This window comes from Lysinibacillus sp. NPDC058147 (assembly GCF_042884205.1).
Lineage (GTDB): Bacteria > Bacillota > Bacilli > Bacillales_A > Planococcaceae > Lysinibacillus.
In genome coordinates this window covers 55,930-74,397 of the sequence record NZ_JBHVUJ010000003.1, presented here as the reverse complement: position 1 = coordinate 74,397, position 18,468 = coordinate 55,930, and the positions used below count along the sequence as shown (strand labels likewise).

Below are 18,468 nucleotides of genomic sequence, written 5' to 3'. Positions count from 1 at the left end.
TGTTTTTTTATAATTTTTAGAGAAAGGGTTTCCTGATCATATTTCAACTTAATGTAGTTCATAAATGTCGCTATATGGATAAATATTTAGCATAATCATTAAACTGAGATAAATAATTCTTTAAATTATTACCCACTTCTTTCAAATCACCATATATTTTTTGGTCTGCTAAATAGAAAGCATCCGATAAGTAATGCATTTCAACCTCTATCCACTTATTATTTTCCTCTAACTGTAAATGTTCAATTAATCGAAATAACATTGAAAAAACGTCTGATACGTTTTTAGTTGAAAGAAAATATTCGTTTAGCAGTCCGAGTAATATCTTAGTAGGAAGGTCGTTAGTATATAAACCTCCATTGAACACTTTTAATTTCGAACAGACATCAATGGTTTTTTCCTGTGAAGACAATGATATTTCAATTACTTCATACGGTGGATTATCAAGGCGTTCAATAACATTATCCGCCCATTTAATTACATCCTGAACAGTATAAAGACCTATTAAAACCCCTAATCTATATACTTCCGCCGTTACTTTTATATCCATACTAAAACTCCTTCTTTAGCAGAACCAGCTAAACATTAAATTTAGAGACAGACGAAGAATTTCAAAGGTATCTGTCATCTTGAACACAATAGTAGTAAGCAAAAACTCTTTAATATTGTGTTTTGTACTTTCGTTTCTACGACTATCAACAAATAATAACCAAGTAAGATACTTAGTTGCAACACCTCAAGGGTTTCATCTTAATGCTGAACCTAAGAATTTGCTTAGCTTTCCTCCAATCATCTCATGTTTAAAAAGGGATTTGAAGTATATATTTCCAAATATTATTGTATAATTTTCGCGTGGTCTAACCTACTTCTATTGCGTTCTCAGCCACTACCGAAAATATTTTGTGACAAATACTTCCTATTAATCTATGATTAGAAGAAAAGGAGGAAAATGTATGACGCAAGCAACTCAAGTAGTGACAATCCAAAATAATGATATTGTACAATTTGAAAATGATATTAATAACGCTCTATTAGATTTAAGCGAGTATTTAATAGTGGATATTAAATACAATACGTTATATATAGGGGAGCATACAGTTATACATTCCGCTTTAATTATTTATAAATGATTGATTCTGAGGGGGAAATAACTTGTCAAAAATATATTGGGTATCAATTGCTAAAAGAACGGATGAATCTGAAGTAGAGCAGAATGTCATTGAAAAAATATTTGCGAAGAAATCTGAACTAAAGGATTTTTTAGAACAAGAAGGCTATTGTAAGGCAGCCAAAAATCAATATATTAAAATCGATGATCAATTGATATACGAAGCAGCCGTTGAAAAAGTAAAAATGAAATAATTAATATTTATTTTAAGAGTTTACCCGCGGGTGAAAGGGAAATACCCGCGGTTATAGATATATGCGAGAGGTTATGCCAAGTACTAAGCTTCTGATAGGATCTTTCTAACCCCATCCATCCGAATTCATGATGATTCTATTATTGAAATAATGATAATAGAAATTGTCTATCTTCAGGAAAGGTTAATGTTATACCTAATAAATCCTCCTTTGATTTCCACGCAACTTCATAAATTAATTCATCGGGATCATGAATCGTCATTTGTCCACCTTTAATGATTGTTTCGAAATAACGAACTTCTACTACATCATTATTTTTATGTAACACTTCACTGACGATGTCTACTACAAATCCTGTTTCTTCAAACACTTCGCGGATACAACATGCCTCAAAATTTTCAGTAGCTTCTATTCCGCCTGATGGTACTGCCCATGTTTTTACTTCCTCTTTAGTACCTTGCAAAACCATCAATAATTGATTGTCTTCGTTTAAGCAAATTCCAGCGGCCCCTTGCCATTTAACCAATATAAAACCTCCAATCTAACTTTTTATTTATACTAATTTTAACCTATAATATCCCAAAGACGGTATGACGTTTGTCGATTCTATGTATATAGCGTTTCTACTTGGCGCTTTGCTCTGCACGAAAGCGAAGCGTCAGCACAAAGCGCGCTCAGTCGGAACGGAAATCAACCCCGCGCTATGGTGATGGGTCAATAAAAATAAGTCTTTCTTTTTAACCAGTCCAAAGTTAGCATAAAAAGACAGGAATAACTAATTCTGATGTTTTAATCTATAAACAAGGAGTGAGAGCAATTGAGTTGGGTTGAGTCGATTCAAAAAGCAATAAATTATATTGAAGAGAATTTATTAGATGACATCACAATGGAGCAAATTTCACGAGAGGTAAATTCTTCGGTCTTTCATTTTCAACGGACTTTCTCGATATTAACGGATATGTCTATTGCAGATTATATAAGACGTAGAAGGCTAACATTAGCTGCACAGGAGTTAATAAATACAGAGCAAAAAGTAATCGATCTCGCCTACAAATATGGCTACGACTCTCCTGAAGCTTTTACCAAGGCGTTTCGGAAGCAACATAACCTAACGCCTAGTGAAGCAAGAAAGAAGCAAGGACAACTACAATCATACAATCGCCTGGTCATCCAGGTAAGTCTGAAGGGAGCAGAACCAATGAAGTATAAAATCGTAGAAAAAGAAAAGTTTCAAGTGGTAGGGGTAAAAAGAACATATAATTGTCAAAATGGTGAGAACTTACAAGACATTCCTCACTTTTGGAATGAGATGAATTCGAAAAACTTCGATCATCAACTTATCCAATTAAATAACGGAAGCATCAAAGGGACGCTAGGTGTTTGCGTACCAAATACAGAACAAGGACAAAGTGGTTTCATTGATTACTGGATTGCTACGGATCATGTAGGGGAAGTGGGAGAAAATCTATTAGCGTTGGAGATACCTGCATCGAAGTGGGTTGTCTTTGAGGTGCATGGTCCTATGCCAGATGCGATGCAAAATACTTGGAAACAAATTTATTCAGAGTGGTTCCCATCCAATCCATATAAAGCAGCAGGAACAGCTGAACTAGAGGTTTACCCTGATGAGGATGCATATAGCCCTGATTCATATTCTGAAATTTGGATTCCAATTCAATAAAGATAAAATGGATTTGGTAAACGATTAGTTTGCCAAATCCATTTTTGTAGTGAGGATATTTTATATAGTGTAGTCCAACTTAGTAAACATTGTATCTTGTAACTAAAATTCTCCTTAATTTTCGCTCTTCTCAATATCCTTATTCTGTATAATATTAATAAAGGAGGTTGCATATGTACATAGATAGTATTATTTTCGATTTGGATGGGACACTTTGGGATTCAAGAAAAACAGTAGCGCAATCATGGACGCAGGTAGTTCAGGGGTCTCCTTACGGTAAAGGGAAGATATCGGGAGAGGATCTATCTAAAACGATGGGGTTACAAATTAAAGAAATAGCCGCTGTATTATTTGATTATCTTGATGAAGAAAAGCAGATGGAGCTTATTTTAGCATGCTGCCAGCAAGAGCAAGAAGATTTATTACGCAATGGCGGTAATTTATATCCGCAGTTAGAAGAAACTTTACTAGCTCTTTCAAAAAAATTCCGCTTGTTTATTGTGAGCAATTGTCAGGAGGGCTACATAGAAACATTTTATGCTTATCATAAACTAGACAAATATTTTCTAGACTTTGAAAATCCAGGACGTACAGGCTTGTCAAAGGGAGAAAATATTCAATTAATTATGGAAAGAAATCACATAAAAAACGCTGTATATGTAGGAGATACACAAGGAGATATGCTTTCTGCAAAGTTTGCAGGGATTCCTTTTGTTTTTGCTTCATATGGTTTTGGTAAGCCAGAGGCGTATGACTATATCATCGAAAAACCAATAGATTTATTGACTATATTTTAAATAGGGTATAGAGATGTTTTTTCTGAAGGTCTCTATACTCTTATTTTTATAAAAAAAGAATGGGATTTTAACATCCTACTTATTTGGACATACGTACTCTGACAATAGATTCCGATTAAGTAACAGAAATGAAAATAGCCAAGAATGTTCATAGGTAACATTCTTGGCTATTTTCATTTTTACATCAATTTATTTTAATAATGCATAAACATTAATGTCATAAAAAGATTCTTTTGATTCTTCATTTTCCTGAAATGTTCCTTCAAAAGTAAAATTTAATTTCTCTACTACTTTTATAGAATTTATATTACCAGGCTCAATTTTTGCTTCGATTCTATTTATGTTTAAAGTGGTGAAAGCATAATCAATCAAAGCTGAAATACTTTCTGGCGCATAGCCTTTCCCCCAATAAGCTTTAGCTAGATCATAGCCAATTTCTGCTGAGGCGTTAACTTCGTCAAATGAATTGAATCCACAAGAGCCGATGATCTCATTTGATTCCTTCTCAATAATGGTAAAGCGAATAGCCTTGCGCTCCGCAGTTAATACATCAAAAAGCTCAATCATTTCCTTTGCTTGTTCTTCATGAGTGAAATTGGTGATATTCATAAATTTTGTAACTTCCGGGTCTGACCAAATATTAAATAAACTATGAGCATCAGCCATCTTCATTATTCTTAAATATAATCTTTTTGTGTAAATTTGTTTTATCAATACTTTTACCTCCAAGTTAAAGCCTCCGCGGATGGTCACGGGTCGGAAAGGAGTTCTTAGGGGATATTAGCCTAGAACCATCGCATTCATGCGATAACAGTTAATTGACCTGCATCGGTGCTACTGACGCTACGTTAGCACTACGCTTTCGCGCAAAAAACATCTGTTGCTGACGCTACGTTAGCACTACGCTTTCGCGCAAAAAACATCTGTTGCTGACGCTACGTTAGCACTACGCTTTCGCACAAAAAAATATCTGCTGGCCTAAGCACAAAGCCGATTCAGGACGCAATCATGCCGAGGCATATTTGATTTAATAAGTTTGGATGAAAAATATTGCTATCTGCGCATAATTCAGTCCCTTCAAATTTTATGTAACCATTATACAATATTTAAATATTAAACAATAACACCATAATTTTCTATTAATGATATAATGTATGAAGATATATCAAAAGAATAGGGGGATGATAATGATCGAGGTTACAGCCGAGAATTATTCGATTATCAAAAAAACTATAGAAAGGGCGCCAACATTTGTCTATAGCATACTAGATCAAGTAATACAAGGCACTGTCTACGCTGACAATGAAAGTTTCCATTCATTACTATTTCAAACCAAATCGGGAATATACTATGTTTATGGCGATTCGTCCAGCGACCAAATTGTAAATAAACTGGGATCTTTACTACAAAAAACTATTGAACAAAGTAAACGTTTTACATTGTTTTCTTACTCAGATGATTGGAACACAAAAATTGAACATCGATTAGATGGACATATAAAAAAGCTAGAAAGGTATACTTTTACCTTTGCTGAAAATGCTTATAACGATAGAGAAAAACGTGAGCTACTTGAATACGAATTCATTAAAATCAAGCGACCTCAAATTGAGCATTGTTTAGAATTCGACAATAAATATTATGAGGAATACTGGGATTCTACTAATAATTTTCTTGAAAATGGCTTTGGTTTTTGTCTGCAGCATGGAGATAAAATTATTAGTGAAGCTGTCACTATTTTTAAATCACATCAATTTGCAGGGGTTGATATAGTAACTGAGCCGAATTATAGAGGTAAAGGATTAGCAAGTTTCATTGCAGAGAAATTTATTGATTTTTGTATTTTAAATGATATACAGCCTTGTTGGGATTGCGATATTCATAACCAAGCTTCTTATCATTTAGGAACTAAGCTTGGCTTTAGTAATCCGCAAAAATATGTTATTTATATAAAGTCTTAATACATAAAAAATGCTTATGGTGAAAAAATATTTTATTAAAAGCCAAGGCTAAAGTTATTTTAAATAGTGAATTCTTATTTAATCTCAGACACATTATATGTATGAAAAGATAGAAGAGCCTAAATAATTTCGCTCTATCTATCCTCTTTTATACAGAAATAACCCTATATACTACACCAACTAATTTGTTCGTAAATCAATCTAATGTTGCGGTAATTCAAAAGGAGCTCTCAAAGATTGTTGCTTCTAGTTTGGTTATCTTCCTCAAGTCTCAGTTTATTTAAGTGTGAGAATGAAAAAGCTTCTTACATATTTTCAAACTGAAAAAAATCAACTACAATGGTTTATAAATGGTATAAATTCTAAATTTTATACATTTATCTTTATTTATACAAATTTACTATAGAGGAGCCCCAAGATGAAAAAGAAGTTTTTATCCTTACTCATGTCCATAATTATGGTCCTGTCAATTAGCGTATCGGTGTATGCTGATGAAACGTCGCCACCAGCGACAAGAGGGGAGATCGTTAAAACCTTGTTGAAGGCAGCAGACGCTTATCAACCAGGAATTAAAAAAGAAGCCATTATGCAAGGCTCTAAAAACGGAGATTTAAGAGAGAATGAGCCCGCTAAGAAGATTGAAGCTTTAGTCATGTTGAGCAGGGCATTCGGCGAATTGCCGGAGCCTGTCGGGAATGATCTGCGCAGTGGAACATTTGGCGTCAAGTTTACAGATGTGCCTACTTGGGCTAAGAAAGATATCGATAAACTAGCGAAAGCAGGCGTACTGACGGGCAACCCCGACGGCACATTAGGCGCAAATGACACTATTACAATCGATGAGTTCCAAAATATTATCGCCAGAATTTGGTCGCTTAAAGGCTCTCATTTAAATGACGATTTTTATGAAGCAATCAATAAGGAATGGTTAAATAAATCGACTATTCCTGCAGGAGAAATCTCGGGCGGCGTATTTCCCGAGCTGTACAAGCAAAATAACGATAAAATAGAAAAAATAATAGATGAGCTCACTGGCAAACAGTTCGCAGAAGGAACAAAAGAGCAAAAAATTGCCGACTTCTATATGACAGCGTTGGATTCAAAAAATAGAAATAAACAAGGGATTGAACCCATCCAAAAATATGTAAAGGCAATTGACGGGGCTAAAACGCTTGATGAACTAATTCAAGCAGATCTTATCCTGGAAAAAGAATTGGGTCTAACTTCATTATTCAACTTTTTAATCATGAACGATGCAAAGAACAGCAGTGAAAACGCTTTGTATTACTCTGGATTAACTACTGGTCTGGATAAGAACAGCTTTGTAACGGAAGACTCGAAAGCGAAAAAAGCCTATATTCAATATATGTCCAGACTTCTTGTAGCATCGGGCGAGGAAAAGTCTGCTGCGAATGCACATGCCGAAAAAGTATATGATATGGAGAAAAGCTTAGCTTCCGTATCACTTGAACCTCATGAACAAGGCGACGTTAATAAATTCTATAATCCGTATACAATCGAACAATTCGATGACATGTTCAAAACAGTAGATATGAAACAAGTCTTGAAATCGATGAAAGTCGACAGCGTTGATAAAGTGATCATAACCGATGTGAAGCTGGCGCAAAAAGGTGCGGATCTCTTGACTGAGACTAATCTTAACGTACTAAAAGCTTACTCCAAAGTGCAATTGCTTATGGCAACAAGTGGTTCGTTGTCAGATGACTTCAGAGAAGCTGCTATTGAGTTTGACGCAACGTTATTAGGCGTTACAGGTGAAAAAACAGCTCAAGAAATCGCAGTAGCCAAGACAACAGGCACAATGGGCGGATATTTGGAGCAAATGTTTGCCGAGAAACATTTTTCATCAGAAGCTAAAAAAGATGTTGAGCAAATGGTAGAGAAGTTAATTGCTACGTATGAGGAAAGAATCAAATCTCTTGATTGGATGTCAGAAGCTACAAAAGCTAAAGCAATTAAAAAGTTGGATACGATGATTGTTAAGATCGGTTACCCAGATAAATGGGATACGACTTTAGATAAAGTAGCAATCAAGACATATGACGAAGGCGGTTCGCTATTCTCTAATACCGTCACAGTAAACAAAGCATACATTGATGACATGAAAGCCAAGCTAGGAAAACCGGTGGACAGAACGAAATGGACAACGAGTGTATATACCGTAAATGCTTTCTACAATACTTTTAATAACGATATTACTTTCCCTGCCGGTATTCTCCAAGCGCCTTTCTATGATATTAACGCTAAACCTGAAGCAAACTATGGTGCCATTGGAATGGTCATTGGCCATGAAATCAGCCATGCATTTGATAACAACGGATCTGCATACGACGAAAATGGAAATGCAAATAACTGGTGGACAGAAGAGGACTTTAAGAAATTCGAAGAGAAAAACCAGAAACTAATTGAGTTCTATAATGGAATTGAGATTATTCCGGGTGTGTTGAACGACGGTCAGCTTACACTAAGTGAGAATGTCGCTGATTTAGGTGGGATGGCGGCTTCCCTGCAAGTTGTATCTCAAATGAATAATCCAGATTATAAAGCATATTTCGATAGCAATGCGGAAATATGGAAATCCACAACTACAAAAGAATTTGCAGCGATTCTGAGCAAAAACGATGTACATTCAGCCGCTAAAATTCGAGTAAACCGCACGATTGTGAACTTCCAGCAATTCTATGATACCTATGGAATTAAGCTTGGAGATGGCATGTACGTAGCTCCGGAAGATCGAGTTTCTATCTGGTGAAAATTAGAGGAGATAGAGCTAATTCCGATAGTTTTTACATCACTATATAACCTGGTGTGTTAAATTAACGTACAAATAAGTTGTTGTAGTAAATATATTCATTTTTTAAAAAAAGAGGATAGATAGAGCGAATTTATTTAGCTCTTCTATCCTCCTTTTTATTTCAATACATATAATGTGTGAAAATTGTTTCTGCCTATAACTTTATTTGCATTCATATTGTTTAAAAGAACCGATTACGCGCTTCGAAGATATTGTAAAATAATTTGGCATCTCTTGCCATTTTATTATTAGCGTTCATTTGTGGTCGTAAGCAGTTTTGGAACATTTCATCACAATATTTTGATCTACCATATCGAGCATAACATTCGTCGTGTAATTTGCAGCATGAATCTACAGCGTTGATAGGTCTACCTGGTCCTGAACATCCTGGTCCACAGTATTTATAACCAGGGTAGCAAAAACCAAATCTGCGGTGTCTGAACATCATCTATTCTCCTTTTTTAAAAGAAATAATTATTACTATAAAATATGAAATTTTTGTTTTAAGAAGGGGATTAAAAACTAATGTAAGTGAAAAAAGGTAATAACTGATGGCTAATCTATAAATGTAAGGTTCCTGTAAGCTTTTCAAAAAACTACTGTAAGGATGGGAGGCTATGATAGCCATAGCGCAGTAAAGTATGAAAGATAAGGAGTTTTTAAGAATGAATCCATCTGTTACTCAAAAAGAAAGAATTGTGTCCTTAGATATTATTCGAGGGCTTGCGTTATTTGGCATTTTGTTCATAAATGTAGCGGCCTACCAGGTTATAGTAGAAGGAGGACCGATGCCTGACTATAGTGGAGTTAATGGTATTATTGATACGCTTATTGATATTTTTATTCAGAAGAAATTCTTTTCAATTTTTTCATTCCTCTTTGGTGTAGGTTTTTATATTTTTGCTTCACGTGCAGAAGCGCGTGGCGATAAGCCAAGATGGCGTTTTGCAAGACGTTTACTAGCTTTATTATTAATTGGCATTGTTCATTATTTTGTTTTCTGGGGTTCAATCCTTGCTATTTATGCAGTAATAGGTTTCTTACTGATACCTTTTTATCATGCAAAGATTTCAACAATTAGTAAATGGCTATTTGCTATCATTACCGTTCATGTCCTTAGCATTCTTGGGCAACTATTTATGTCAGATCAAGGAGCATTATCAACTGTTTTTGGGATATTAGGAAATGATGCAGTGACGATTTTCATCATGTTTTTAACTGGTTTTTTAGCGGCAAAAGCTGATTGGATTAGTCGTATTAGTGAATACTCAAAACAAATAAAGTGGCTACAATTTGTGACGTTCCCACTTTTTGTTGGCATTTCAATATGGATTTGGTTTGCAGCTCAAGGTGGATACGAAAATCTAAATTCCGTTATTAGTTTAGGGGTAATTCCGACAACGTATTTTTACTTAGCTTGTCTATTTGTTTTGTTAGAAAATAAGAAAATTGCGAAGCTGCTTAAGCCAATTGGACGAGTTGGGCAAATGGCATTTACAAACTATTTAGCTCAAAGCTTTATTGCCTTAGCTATTATTTCTGCAATGGGACTTGAAGTTGTTTCTCCTTCTGATGCAGTGATCATTGCACCCCTCACTTATGTCATTCAAATTATCTATAGTGTCATCTGGTTCAAATTCTTTAAAATGGGACCATTTGAAAAGCTATGGCGCTTTATGACATACGGAAGAAAAGTAGTGCCAAATAAATAATTTTGTGTGAAACTCCCTGATGGTGAATGATTCTAATCCATCAGGGAGTTTTAAGTGCCATAATAACATGTATGAATTTGTAAAAAAAGAAACCTAAAGAAGTAAACATCCGTAAATTAGGTTCAATAAAAAAGGAGGCAATAGCGATGGAACAAACGATTTCAATAGAAAAGCATATTCAAGATGTACTAGCTAATGATCCGTTATTTCAAGAAATCCAAGAAATACCAGCTTAGTAGCAAGTTGGTTTGAGGTAACAGATGCTCAGCTGCGTTTATGATAAAAAGCCATTTTAAGATTACCTATTTGATTGGGCAGCAACAGTAGATCACGAATCAATAAAATAATAAAAAAAACAAGGCATCATCAATCTCTGCCTTGTTTATTATTTAATTACTATGTCTCTATTGATATTTAATGACTAGTTCTTCACCCAATACATTAAATCCATCTAAACAGACGATTTAATATATTACTGATGTTTTTATTTGTTTCCTAAATAACGTTCAATGAGTGGAATTTACTTTAACTTGTCGTGCAATATAGAGGAATACTAATTGACATACTAAAATAAAAACAAATACTACTCCCAATACTATAAATGAAACTGCCCTTAATTCGGGAGTTTGCTCTAATCCCGAGCCATCCACTTTCCTAATACCAATAAATATTGCTAGAGCACCAAACAACACTAGCCATAAAAGGCTTGTTGCCCACCATATTTTCATCATAATATTACCTCCATAAAGTTCCGTTAAATATATTTATATCCAAAATTTCGAAAGTTAAAAATTGAAAATAAAAAATCTGCAGAAAAAGACAATTCGTTCGAAGTTGCTCGTTAAAAGACAATAAATACAAATGTACATAGATTTTATTGCATCTGCTTTCCAATCGGTACAATCAAATAATAAAGTATCTGTATCTATTATAGTTTTTGCGTTTCTACAAATCTTTTATATTTTTCATGTTCCTTCATTAACATTTCATGAGAACCTTCACCAGTTATTTCGCCTTGATCTAAAAATAAAATCTTATCTGCCTCTTTTATAGTAGACAATCTATGAGCAACTATAATAGTGGTCCTTCCGTTTATTAAACCATCTAAAGATTTTTGAATTTCCTTTTCACTTTCACTATCTAAACTTGCTGTTGCCTCATCCAACAATAATACTTGGGGATTTTTAATAAAATTACGAGCAATATTTATACGTTGTTTTTGCCCGCCTGACAGTTTTAAACCTCTTTCTCCAACTATAGAATCATAACCCAGTTCTAGATTTTCAATAAATGAATGGCAATTTGCTAACTTCGAATATTTTATCAATTCTGCGTCTGTAAATTCTTCATTAGTGCTATATAAGAGATTATCTCTAATAGTTCCATTTATCATAGGATTATTTTGCGATGCATAACCTATATTTCCTCTCCATTGTTTTAGAGATATGTCGTGTATATTAGTAGAATTTATTAAAATTTCTCCTTCTATATTTTCGTATAATCTTGCAATTAGATTTAAAATAGTTGTTTTTCCAGATCCCGATGGGCCAACAATTGCAGTAGTGGTACCTTTTTCTATAGTAAAGTTTAAACTTTTTAAAATATCTTTTTGTGAATACTTAAATATTACATTTTTAAAGTGAATGTCTCCATTCTTAAAAGATAATACGCTATTATTTTCTTTATTATTTTGCTCTTCTGGTTGTTCCAATAAAATTTCTTTAATTCTTCTACTTGCCCCGATTGCTTTTTGATAATCAGTAAATAATGTAGATATATTAATCAGAGGTACGGATAATTGTATTACATAGAAAATCATAGAAACTAAAGTTCCAGCAGTAATAGTACCATCAGAAACTCTTAGTCCTCCAACTGCTAATATTATGCCGATAGTAAGCAAAGTAAAAATACTCGACAGAGGTTGAATGATAGAAAAGATTTTTGCATCTTTTAACCCTAATAAGTATATTTCAAATAAATTTTCTTTTGCATTTTTTATCTCTTTATCTTCCGCGGTAGATAGTTTTACTAAACGTATTTCACTTAATACCCTTCCTAATAAACCTGTAAAATGGGCAATTTCATTTTGAGTCTCATTAGAAATCCGTTTAACTATTTTCCCTAAAGGAATCATAATTAAAATATATACAGGCAAAGAGACTAAAGATATTAATGTGATTTTCCAGTCTAAGATAAAAAGTATAACTATTGATCCAATTAAAGTAATTATATAAGGAAAAACATTGGGGAATTTTTCTGCTACAAAGGAATTTATTATTTTAGTATCATCTGTTATTCTACTTATTAATTCTCCGCTTTCATTCTTATCAAAAAAAGAGACTTTTAAAGAAATTATGTGATTCCACAACATCTCTCTAATTGAGAAGATAATTTTTTCTCCAATTTTGCTCATCAGATAAATCCCTAGACCGCTTAAAATGGCATTTGAAAGAAAAGCAATAAGAAATATTAAAAAGAAGATGGGAGAGATATTATCTGCACTAAAATTATCTACTGCTTTTCCAGTAAATAAGGGAATTACCAAACCAGTAATGCTACCTGCAGATATTATTAATATAGATACAGTAATCAATTTCCGAGGCAAAGAAATTTTTCCTAACAAGAATAATATTGTATTATTGTTTTTCAAAATATTACCACCTTAAAAGTCAATTTACTTAGAATATAAAGTATGTAAGTTATTTAATTTAATTTATATATTATTATGTTAGAAATGATATTACTTAAAATACAAATAGAACCAATACACGGTGAGTATCGGTTCTAAATGAATGTTGAATAAATTATCGAACTAAAGACATCCATAAATGCCGATATTATAATAAATTAACAAAAATACCAACTCAAGTTACTGCGATTTAAACAGCCAATACTTAAATTTGATTGTACTTTATTTCTATCAATACTATATTGGTCAGATTTTTGAAGATTAAGAATTTTCTCCATTAAAATACCTCCTTCTTAACATACAAATAATGAATTTAGACTCCAAGTAGGCAAAGTACTGCATATTCCAACACTTAATGTCGATAAGTTTCTATCAAGCGAAGGTGAAACCTCGCTTTCTATTTTCTGAAGTTTTAGGATTTTAGACATTTTATAATACAACTCCATTTTCATTATTTAATATCATTAAAAATTTCCCATCGAATTGCAAAAATGCAAACTTAAAGTACTCCCTGTACCGTGATCACATACAATACTTAAATTTGATTTATTAGTGTTTCTTTCGGATATATTAGTATCTAATTGTTGTAAAGCTAATAATTTTGTCATATTATCCCACCCCCTTTCAGAAGTTAAAAAGTAAAAAAACATTTAATTTAATCGTAACTTAGGGTTGCCATATAAATTGAAATTTCCACATGTTCAATTGCGAAGACTTACCTATCCGTAATTTGTCCAGACAACTATCAATTTCGTTTATCACTATAGCAATTCATTTCCCCTCGAGTAATTCTAAATCTATCATTTGTATAACCGACAATACAACCGACAATTTCAGCGTCGGTTGTATTGTCGGTATATCTCTAAATTCAGATTATATTTACTGTATAATGTTGAAATTAAATGTATATTTATAACAAAATAGGAGCTTTAACAGAAGAATTATCTAATCAATATATTTGGATATTTCACATTAGATAATCCATTAATTGAGGGAAGCCATAGTCGTCATGGGAAATGAAGGTGAGGAGAATGTTAACCGTTTTGGGCACAAGAATGAAAGAAAAAACACGAATCAATTTTAAGTTTTGATCCTCTAGTATTTATCATCTTCGCACCGAAATATAGGAGGTAAGTAAAGATATCTAACGTTCATAGGCTATTTTAAAAGGTAGGGTAGCTTAATGATTTTCGACCGGCATACCAATTTATAGTATCAACATGACTATTCGTTAAATTTGGTGTTGAGGATAAATCGAAAAGTGATTAAAGAGTATATCAAGTAATAATTACAATACAATAGCAGATTAAATGACATTTAGAGAATTTATTGATTTGTTCACAAGAGAAAAAAACAAGAGTAAGAAAGTATACACAATCTTAATTTTGTGATACCGACAGTACAACCGACGTAGAAATTGTCGGTTGTATTGTCGGATATACAAGTGATAGATTTAGAATTGTTCGAGGGTAAATAACTGCTAGTAATAAACAGAATTGTTAGTTTATTTAGATGATAATTGTAATTAGGTAAGTTTTTGCTACTAAACTAACATGGAATTTATATGGTCAACCCTAAGTTGATTTTTATTTTTATTAAACTTAAGATAACTAATCTTATTTAATAAAGATCAGCAGTATATTTTGTTTATAACAAAATACTGATCATGCATCTTAATTATTGGAGGTGTTTTATACCATGGAATCTATAGTAAGACTGCATTTTTATTTAGGATCTTCAAATAAAAAACAATCCGCCAGTGCTTCAATTATTAAATATAATGACGAACTCTATGTTGCTACAGCAGCTCATTGTATATATGATGTGTTACATCAAGAAAAGGCAAGAGATATTTATATTGAAGTACAGGGTACAAAGAGAATTTACATTAAGATTCCAGTTATTATACTTCCTAAAGAATGGTCTAATACTGGAGATTTATCCTTTGATTATGCTTTTGGAAAAATTCCTCCCATGAAGGAAAAGGAAAATATAGAATATTTCGAACCTTTGTTTGAACATAAAGAAAATATTACAAAGGAGACAGAACTATATTTAGGAGGATATCCTATCAGTTTTCTAAATACTAAGTTAAAAATTACACAAGGAAAATTAAACTTAATGTTTTTAAAGAAAGAAGGATTAATAGGAATTCACTCTGCTGTGAAACCAGGGGTTTCTGGAGGACCCTGTTTTTTAAAAAAACAGGATAAATATTATCAATTGGGGGTTACTTCTTTTAAATTAAGAAAATTTAAGAAGATAGTATGGGCTACATCATGGGATTATTGCGCGCTAGAAATTTTAGAAAATTTGGATAAATCAAATATTAAAGAGGGTTATATTTTTATTTAAAGGAAGGATGGGAATTTAAAATGGATGTTAGATATCTTGATTTTTTAAAAAATGGAGCTTTATTTTATGAATCAATACCTATTGAAAAACGAAAAAATTATAACGTTCCAAATTTAGATGTTAATGAATGGAAGCAAGAGGAAGATAGACATTGGAGTTACTGCATAAATTTAAGTAATAAAATGCCTAAACAAGGATGGAAAATTCATATTTCCACAGAATTAGATTGTGCACAAAAAACTTTAAATATAGTAGTACCTTATTTAATAGATAATAAAATCTCTTTTAAATATGTTCCGAATAAAAAAGAACTGCTTTCTAAAAACTCTAAATACGGAGATAGATCTTCTTCAGGTAAATTTATAACTATTTATCCTAATGATACGAATCAATTTTTAAAGATTTTACCCGAGGTTGAAAATTTAATTTCTGAGCTACCTAAAGGTCCATATATTTTAAATGATAAACGTTGGAAAGATACAAATCTCTTCTTCCGATATGGTGGCTTCGTTTCAATGTATGTTAATAAAGATGGTATAAATGTACCTGCAATCGAAAATCCAAATGGTGATTTAATTCCTGATATTAGAGCTCCTTATTATGAAGTACCTGAGTTTATTAAAGAACCTGCTGAAATACAATTAATGACAGAAAATATGGATAAAGAATTAGAAAAAGAAGATACTTCCAAATTTGATGCATATGAAATTATTTCAGCTTTACATTTTAGTAATGGCGGGGGAGTATATAAGGTTAAAAAAGACGGTAAATTTTATGTTATGAAAGAAGGGCGTCCAGGCTCTGGCTTAGATGGGTTAAAAACTGACGGATTTAATCGTCTTAAAACGGAAGCCAAAGTTCTAAACGAATTAAAAAATGAAAAGAATGTTGTTGATATATATGATTATTTTGAAATTTGGGAAAATAATTATATAATTGAAGATTTTTTAGAAGGAAAAGATATAGCTGATTACGTAGCTCAACATTTCCCATTTTCTCGTGAGCAAGATAAAATTCTTTACGCAGAAAAGATGTTAAAAGTAATTGAGCAAATTGAAGCTCTGATTGAAACAGTTCATAAAAAAGGGATAGCAATTGGTGATTTGCAGCCCAATAACATAGTTATATTAGAGGACGGAACTATTAAACTAATAGATTTGGAAACAGCCACAACACCAAATCAAAAATATCAACCAGGATTAATGACACCAGGTTTTATTTCAAAAAATGCACAAAATTTTGAGCAAGCTGATTGGTTTGCATTAATGAGAATTTCTAGATTTTTATTTTTACCTATTGAACCTGTGGCAGATTTAACAAATGAAATTGAAATGAATCAAGATCAATGGATTAAAGAATACTTTGGAAATCATGTAATAACTAAACTACAAGAAATAAAAGAACGTACGGAATCAATTATAAAATTGAACAATAATATGCATAATTTATCAGTTCCTCCTATGGATATCTCAGTAGAAAATAAAGATTCGCTTATTAATGAATTAAGAAAAGGTATTATAAATTACTTGGATATTGAATCTGAAATTTTAATAAACGGGGACATTAGACAATTTATAGAAAAAATCGGTGGTTTATCCGTAGCTACAGGTGGGTTTGGGGGAATAATGGCACTCGATAGAACTGGAGAGGTACCTAAAGAAATTTTCACCTGGGTAGAAAAAATATTAGAAGATTATCTGGATCCTCAAAAAACGGACTTTAAAAATATTCCATTAGGTCTCTTTAACGGTTTATCTGGAATCACTACTGTATTATTCGACATTGGTTATAAAGAAAAAGCTATAAATATATTGAAAAATATACAGTTAGACGAAATTAATCATACAGATTTAACTTTATATTCTGGTCTTTCAGGGATTGGCCTGAATTATCTATCCTTCTATTCTATAACGGAAGAAATCGACTTTTTGGAAAAATCTAAAAAAATAGGAAATATATTAATCGATGCATACAAGAATAATGGGGCTATTAGTGTATTAGATCCGTTTGCAATGCCTCATGGTTTATTAAATGGTTGGACAGGTATTAGCCTATTCATCCTCCAATTGGGTATTGTTTGTAAAGATGATTATTTATTAAACATTTCTAAAGAAATATTAGAAAAAGAACTTAACGAAAATATACAAATTGATGAAGATTTGGATTTAGCTCAAATTTTTGATACATCTATTGGCAAAGGAAGATTAGTTCCTTATTTAGGAGAAGGATCTGCCGGTGTAGCTTTAGCATTAATGGAATTTAATAAACAATTCCCAGATTTTATCAAAGATGAAAAGCTAAAGTTATTACACCAATTAACTAATGTTGCAGAACTTTTCTGTACTTACGCAGCTGGAATATTACGTGGTGCGGGAGGAATGATTATCTTATCTAATGCTAAAGAAAGCTATGGTTATAGTAAAGAATCATTAGATCATTCTGTTGGAATGCTTAAAAATTATCTTTTATATGAAACAGATAAAGGCATAATAAGTCCTGGGGATTATGGTTATCGATGTTCTTTAGATTTTCAAACTGGAAATAGCGGGATCTTATTAGCTCTTTCAGATATTAATAAAGATAAATGGGATAACTGGATTCCTTTATCTAAATATAATAATTTAAACCTTTTCAAAAAATAAACCGTTTCACTACTAACGTTGGAGAAAACGGAGAAATCACTGTCATTACAACATACTGCACTTGATAAAGGGAAATCATCAGTGAGCCTAAGCTGTGATACTATCAATACCTATTAGTTTATACTTCTGCAGCAACTAATGTAACATGGATTGAATATTTCTCACTCTGGAAGGAGGTGAAATACATGAAAAAGTTACTATCATTACAACATACTGCATTTGATAAAGAAGTTATTTTACTAAAAGGGAACTCATCAGTGAGCTTAGGCTGCGGTGGTATGAGTACTGTTAGTGTATTTCTGTGCTAATGCATGGATTGAATATTTCTCACTTTGGAAGGAGGTGAAATACATGAAAAAGTTACTATCATTACAGCACACTGCACTTGATAAAGAAGTTGTTTTACTAAAAGGGAAATCATCAGTGAGCTTAGGCTGTGATAATATCAGTACTGTCA

At 32.5% G+C, this 18,468-nt stretch carries 18 protein-coding genes; 10 read left to right on the top strand and 8 right to left on the bottom strand.

Annotated features, from left to right (window positions below; genetic code table 11):
- Positions 1-70: 70 nt before the first annotated feature.
- The gene (locus tag ACFVT8_RS09870) at positions 71-550 is read right to left on the bottom strand and encodes a hypothetical protein (RefSeq protein WP_387080294.1); all 480 of its coding nucleotides are present in this window, start codon (positions 548-550) and stop codon (positions 71-73) included.
- A 403-nt stretch (positions 551-953) separates the two neighbouring features.
- On the opposite strand from ACFVT8_RS09870, the gene ACFVT8_RS09865 reads away from it, so the two are divergent.
- Both ACFVT8_RS09865 and ACFVT8_RS09860 read left to right on the top strand, forming a co-directional pair.
- Positions 954-1,130, top strand: a complete 177-nt coding sequence (locus ACFVT8_RS09865; protein ID WP_387080296.1) for a sporulation protein Cse60 — start codon at positions 954-956, stop codon at positions 1,128-1,130.
- A 22-nt stretch (positions 1,131-1,152) separates the two neighbouring features.
- Positions 1,153-1,362, top strand: a complete 210-nt coding sequence (locus tag ACFVT8_RS09860; RefSeq protein ID WP_387080298.1) for a hypothetical protein — start codon at positions 1,153-1,155, stop codon at positions 1,360-1,362.
- Positions 1,363-1,501: 139 nt separating this feature from the next.
- Here ACFVT8_RS09860 and ACFVT8_RS09855 read toward each other — a convergent pair whose 3' ends face one another.
- Positions 1,502-1,888, bottom strand: a complete 387-nt coding sequence (locus tag ACFVT8_RS09855) for an NUDIX hydrolase (protein ID WP_387080300.1) — start codon at positions 1,886-1,888, stop codon at positions 1,502-1,504.
- A gap of 291 nt (positions 1,889-2,179) precedes the next feature.
- Here ACFVT8_RS09855 and ACFVT8_RS09850 point away from each other — a divergent pair, with 291 nt between their 5' ends.
- Positions 2,180-3,043 carry an AraC family transcriptional regulator gene (locus ACFVT8_RS09850; protein WP_387080302.1) on the top strand — a complete coding sequence of 288 codons (864 nt, stop codon included), beginning with the start codon at positions 2,180-2,182 and terminating at the stop codon, positions 3,041-3,043.
- Positions 3,044-3,216: 173 nt separating this feature from the next.
- On the top strand, positions 3,217-3,840 hold the full coding sequence (locus ACFVT8_RS09845; protein WP_387080304.1) for an HAD family hydrolase: 624 nt from the start codon (positions 3,217-3,219) through the stop codon (positions 3,838-3,840).
- Positions 3,841-4,029: 189 nt separating this feature from the next.
- On the opposite strand, the gene ACFVT8_RS09840 is transcribed toward ACFVT8_RS09845, so the two are convergent.
- Positions 4,030-4,554 carry a GNAT family N-acetyltransferase gene (locus ACFVT8_RS09840; RefSeq protein WP_387081498.1) on the bottom strand — a complete coding sequence of 175 codons (525 nt, stop codon included), beginning with the start codon at positions 4,552-4,554 and terminating at the stop codon, positions 4,030-4,032.
- A 473-nt stretch (positions 4,555-5,027) separates the two neighbouring features.
- Here ACFVT8_RS09840 and ACFVT8_RS09835 point away from each other — a divergent pair, with 473 nt between their 5' ends.
- Complete coding sequence (locus ACFVT8_RS09835) at positions 5,028-5,798, top strand: GNAT family N-acetyltransferase (protein WP_387080305.1); 771 nt, start codon at positions 5,028-5,030, stop codon at positions 5,796-5,798.
- Between the two features lie 418 nt (positions 5,799-6,216).
- On the top strand, positions 6,217-8,571 hold the full coding sequence (locus ACFVT8_RS09830) for a M13-type metalloendopeptidase (protein ID WP_387080307.1): 2,355 nt from the start codon (positions 6,217-6,219) through the stop codon (positions 8,569-8,571).
- Positions 8,572-8,794: 223 nt separating this feature from the next.
- Here the strand turns inward: ACFVT8_RS09830 and ACFVT8_RS09825 are convergent, their stop codons facing one another.
- Positions 8,795-9,058 (bottom strand): Parvovirus coat protein VP1-like protein, encoded by a 264-nt coding sequence (locus tag ACFVT8_RS09825; RefSeq protein ID WP_387224260.1) that lies wholly within the window; start codon positions 9,056-9,058, stop codon positions 8,795-8,797.
- 220 nt (positions 9,059-9,278) lie between these two features.
- Between ACFVT8_RS09825 and ACFVT8_RS09820 the strand changes: the two genes are divergently transcribed.
- Positions 9,279-10,325 carry a DUF418 domain-containing protein gene (locus ACFVT8_RS09820; RefSeq protein ID WP_387080310.1) on the top strand — a complete coding sequence of 349 codons (1,047 nt, stop codon included), beginning with the start codon at positions 9,279-9,281 and terminating at the stop codon, positions 10,323-10,325.
- A gap of 506 nt (positions 10,326-10,831) precedes the next feature.
- Here ACFVT8_RS09820 and ACFVT8_RS09815 read toward each other — a convergent pair.
- The 4 genes from ACFVT8_RS09815 to ACFVT8_RS09800 form a co-directional block, all read right to left on the bottom strand.
- Positions 10,832-11,056, bottom strand: coding sequence for a DUF3923 family protein (locus ACFVT8_RS09815; RefSeq protein WP_387080311.1), 225 nt, complete (start codon positions 11,054-11,056; stop codon positions 10,832-10,834).
- A gap of 197 nt (positions 11,057-11,253) precedes the next feature.
- Positions 11,254-12,975, bottom strand: a complete 1,722-nt coding sequence (locus tag ACFVT8_RS09810; RefSeq protein ID WP_387080312.1) for an ABC transporter ATP-binding protein — start codon at positions 12,973-12,975, stop codon at positions 11,254-11,256.
- A 197-nt stretch (positions 12,976-13,172) separates the two neighbouring features.
- Positions 13,173-13,292: a class III lanthipeptide gene (locus tag ACFVT8_RS09805; RefSeq protein WP_387080314.1), complete on the bottom strand. Its 120-nt coding sequence runs from the start codon at positions 13,290-13,292 to the stop codon at positions 13,173-13,175.
- A 186-nt stretch (positions 13,293-13,478) separates the two neighbouring features.
- Positions 13,479-13,622: a class III lanthipeptide gene (locus ACFVT8_RS09800; protein ID WP_387080316.1), complete on the bottom strand. Its 144-nt coding sequence runs from the start codon at positions 13,620-13,622 to the stop codon at positions 13,479-13,481.
- Between the two features lie 1,090 nt (positions 13,623-14,712).
- On the opposite strand from ACFVT8_RS09800, the gene ACFVT8_RS09795 reads away from it, so the two are divergent.
- From ACFVT8_RS09795 to ACFVT8_RS09785, 3 genes are all read left to right on the top strand, one after another.
- Positions 14,713-15,369 carry a trypsin-like serine peptidase gene (locus ACFVT8_RS09795; protein ID WP_387080317.1) on the top strand — a complete coding sequence of 219 codons (657 nt, stop codon included), beginning with the start codon at positions 14,713-14,715 and terminating at the stop codon, positions 15,367-15,369.
- 20 nt (positions 15,370-15,389) lie between these two features.
- Positions 15,390-18,011, top strand: a complete 2,622-nt coding sequence (lanKC, locus tag ACFVT8_RS09790; protein WP_387080319.1) for a class III lanthionine synthetase LanKC — start codon at positions 15,390-15,392, stop codon at positions 18,009-18,011.
- A gap of 185 nt (positions 18,012-18,196) precedes the next feature.
- Positions 18,197-18,319 (top strand): class III lanthipeptide, encoded by a 123-nt coding sequence (locus tag ACFVT8_RS09785; RefSeq protein WP_387080321.1) that lies wholly within the window; start codon positions 18,197-18,199, stop codon positions 18,317-18,319.
- Positions 18,320-18,468 lie beyond the last annotated feature (149 nt).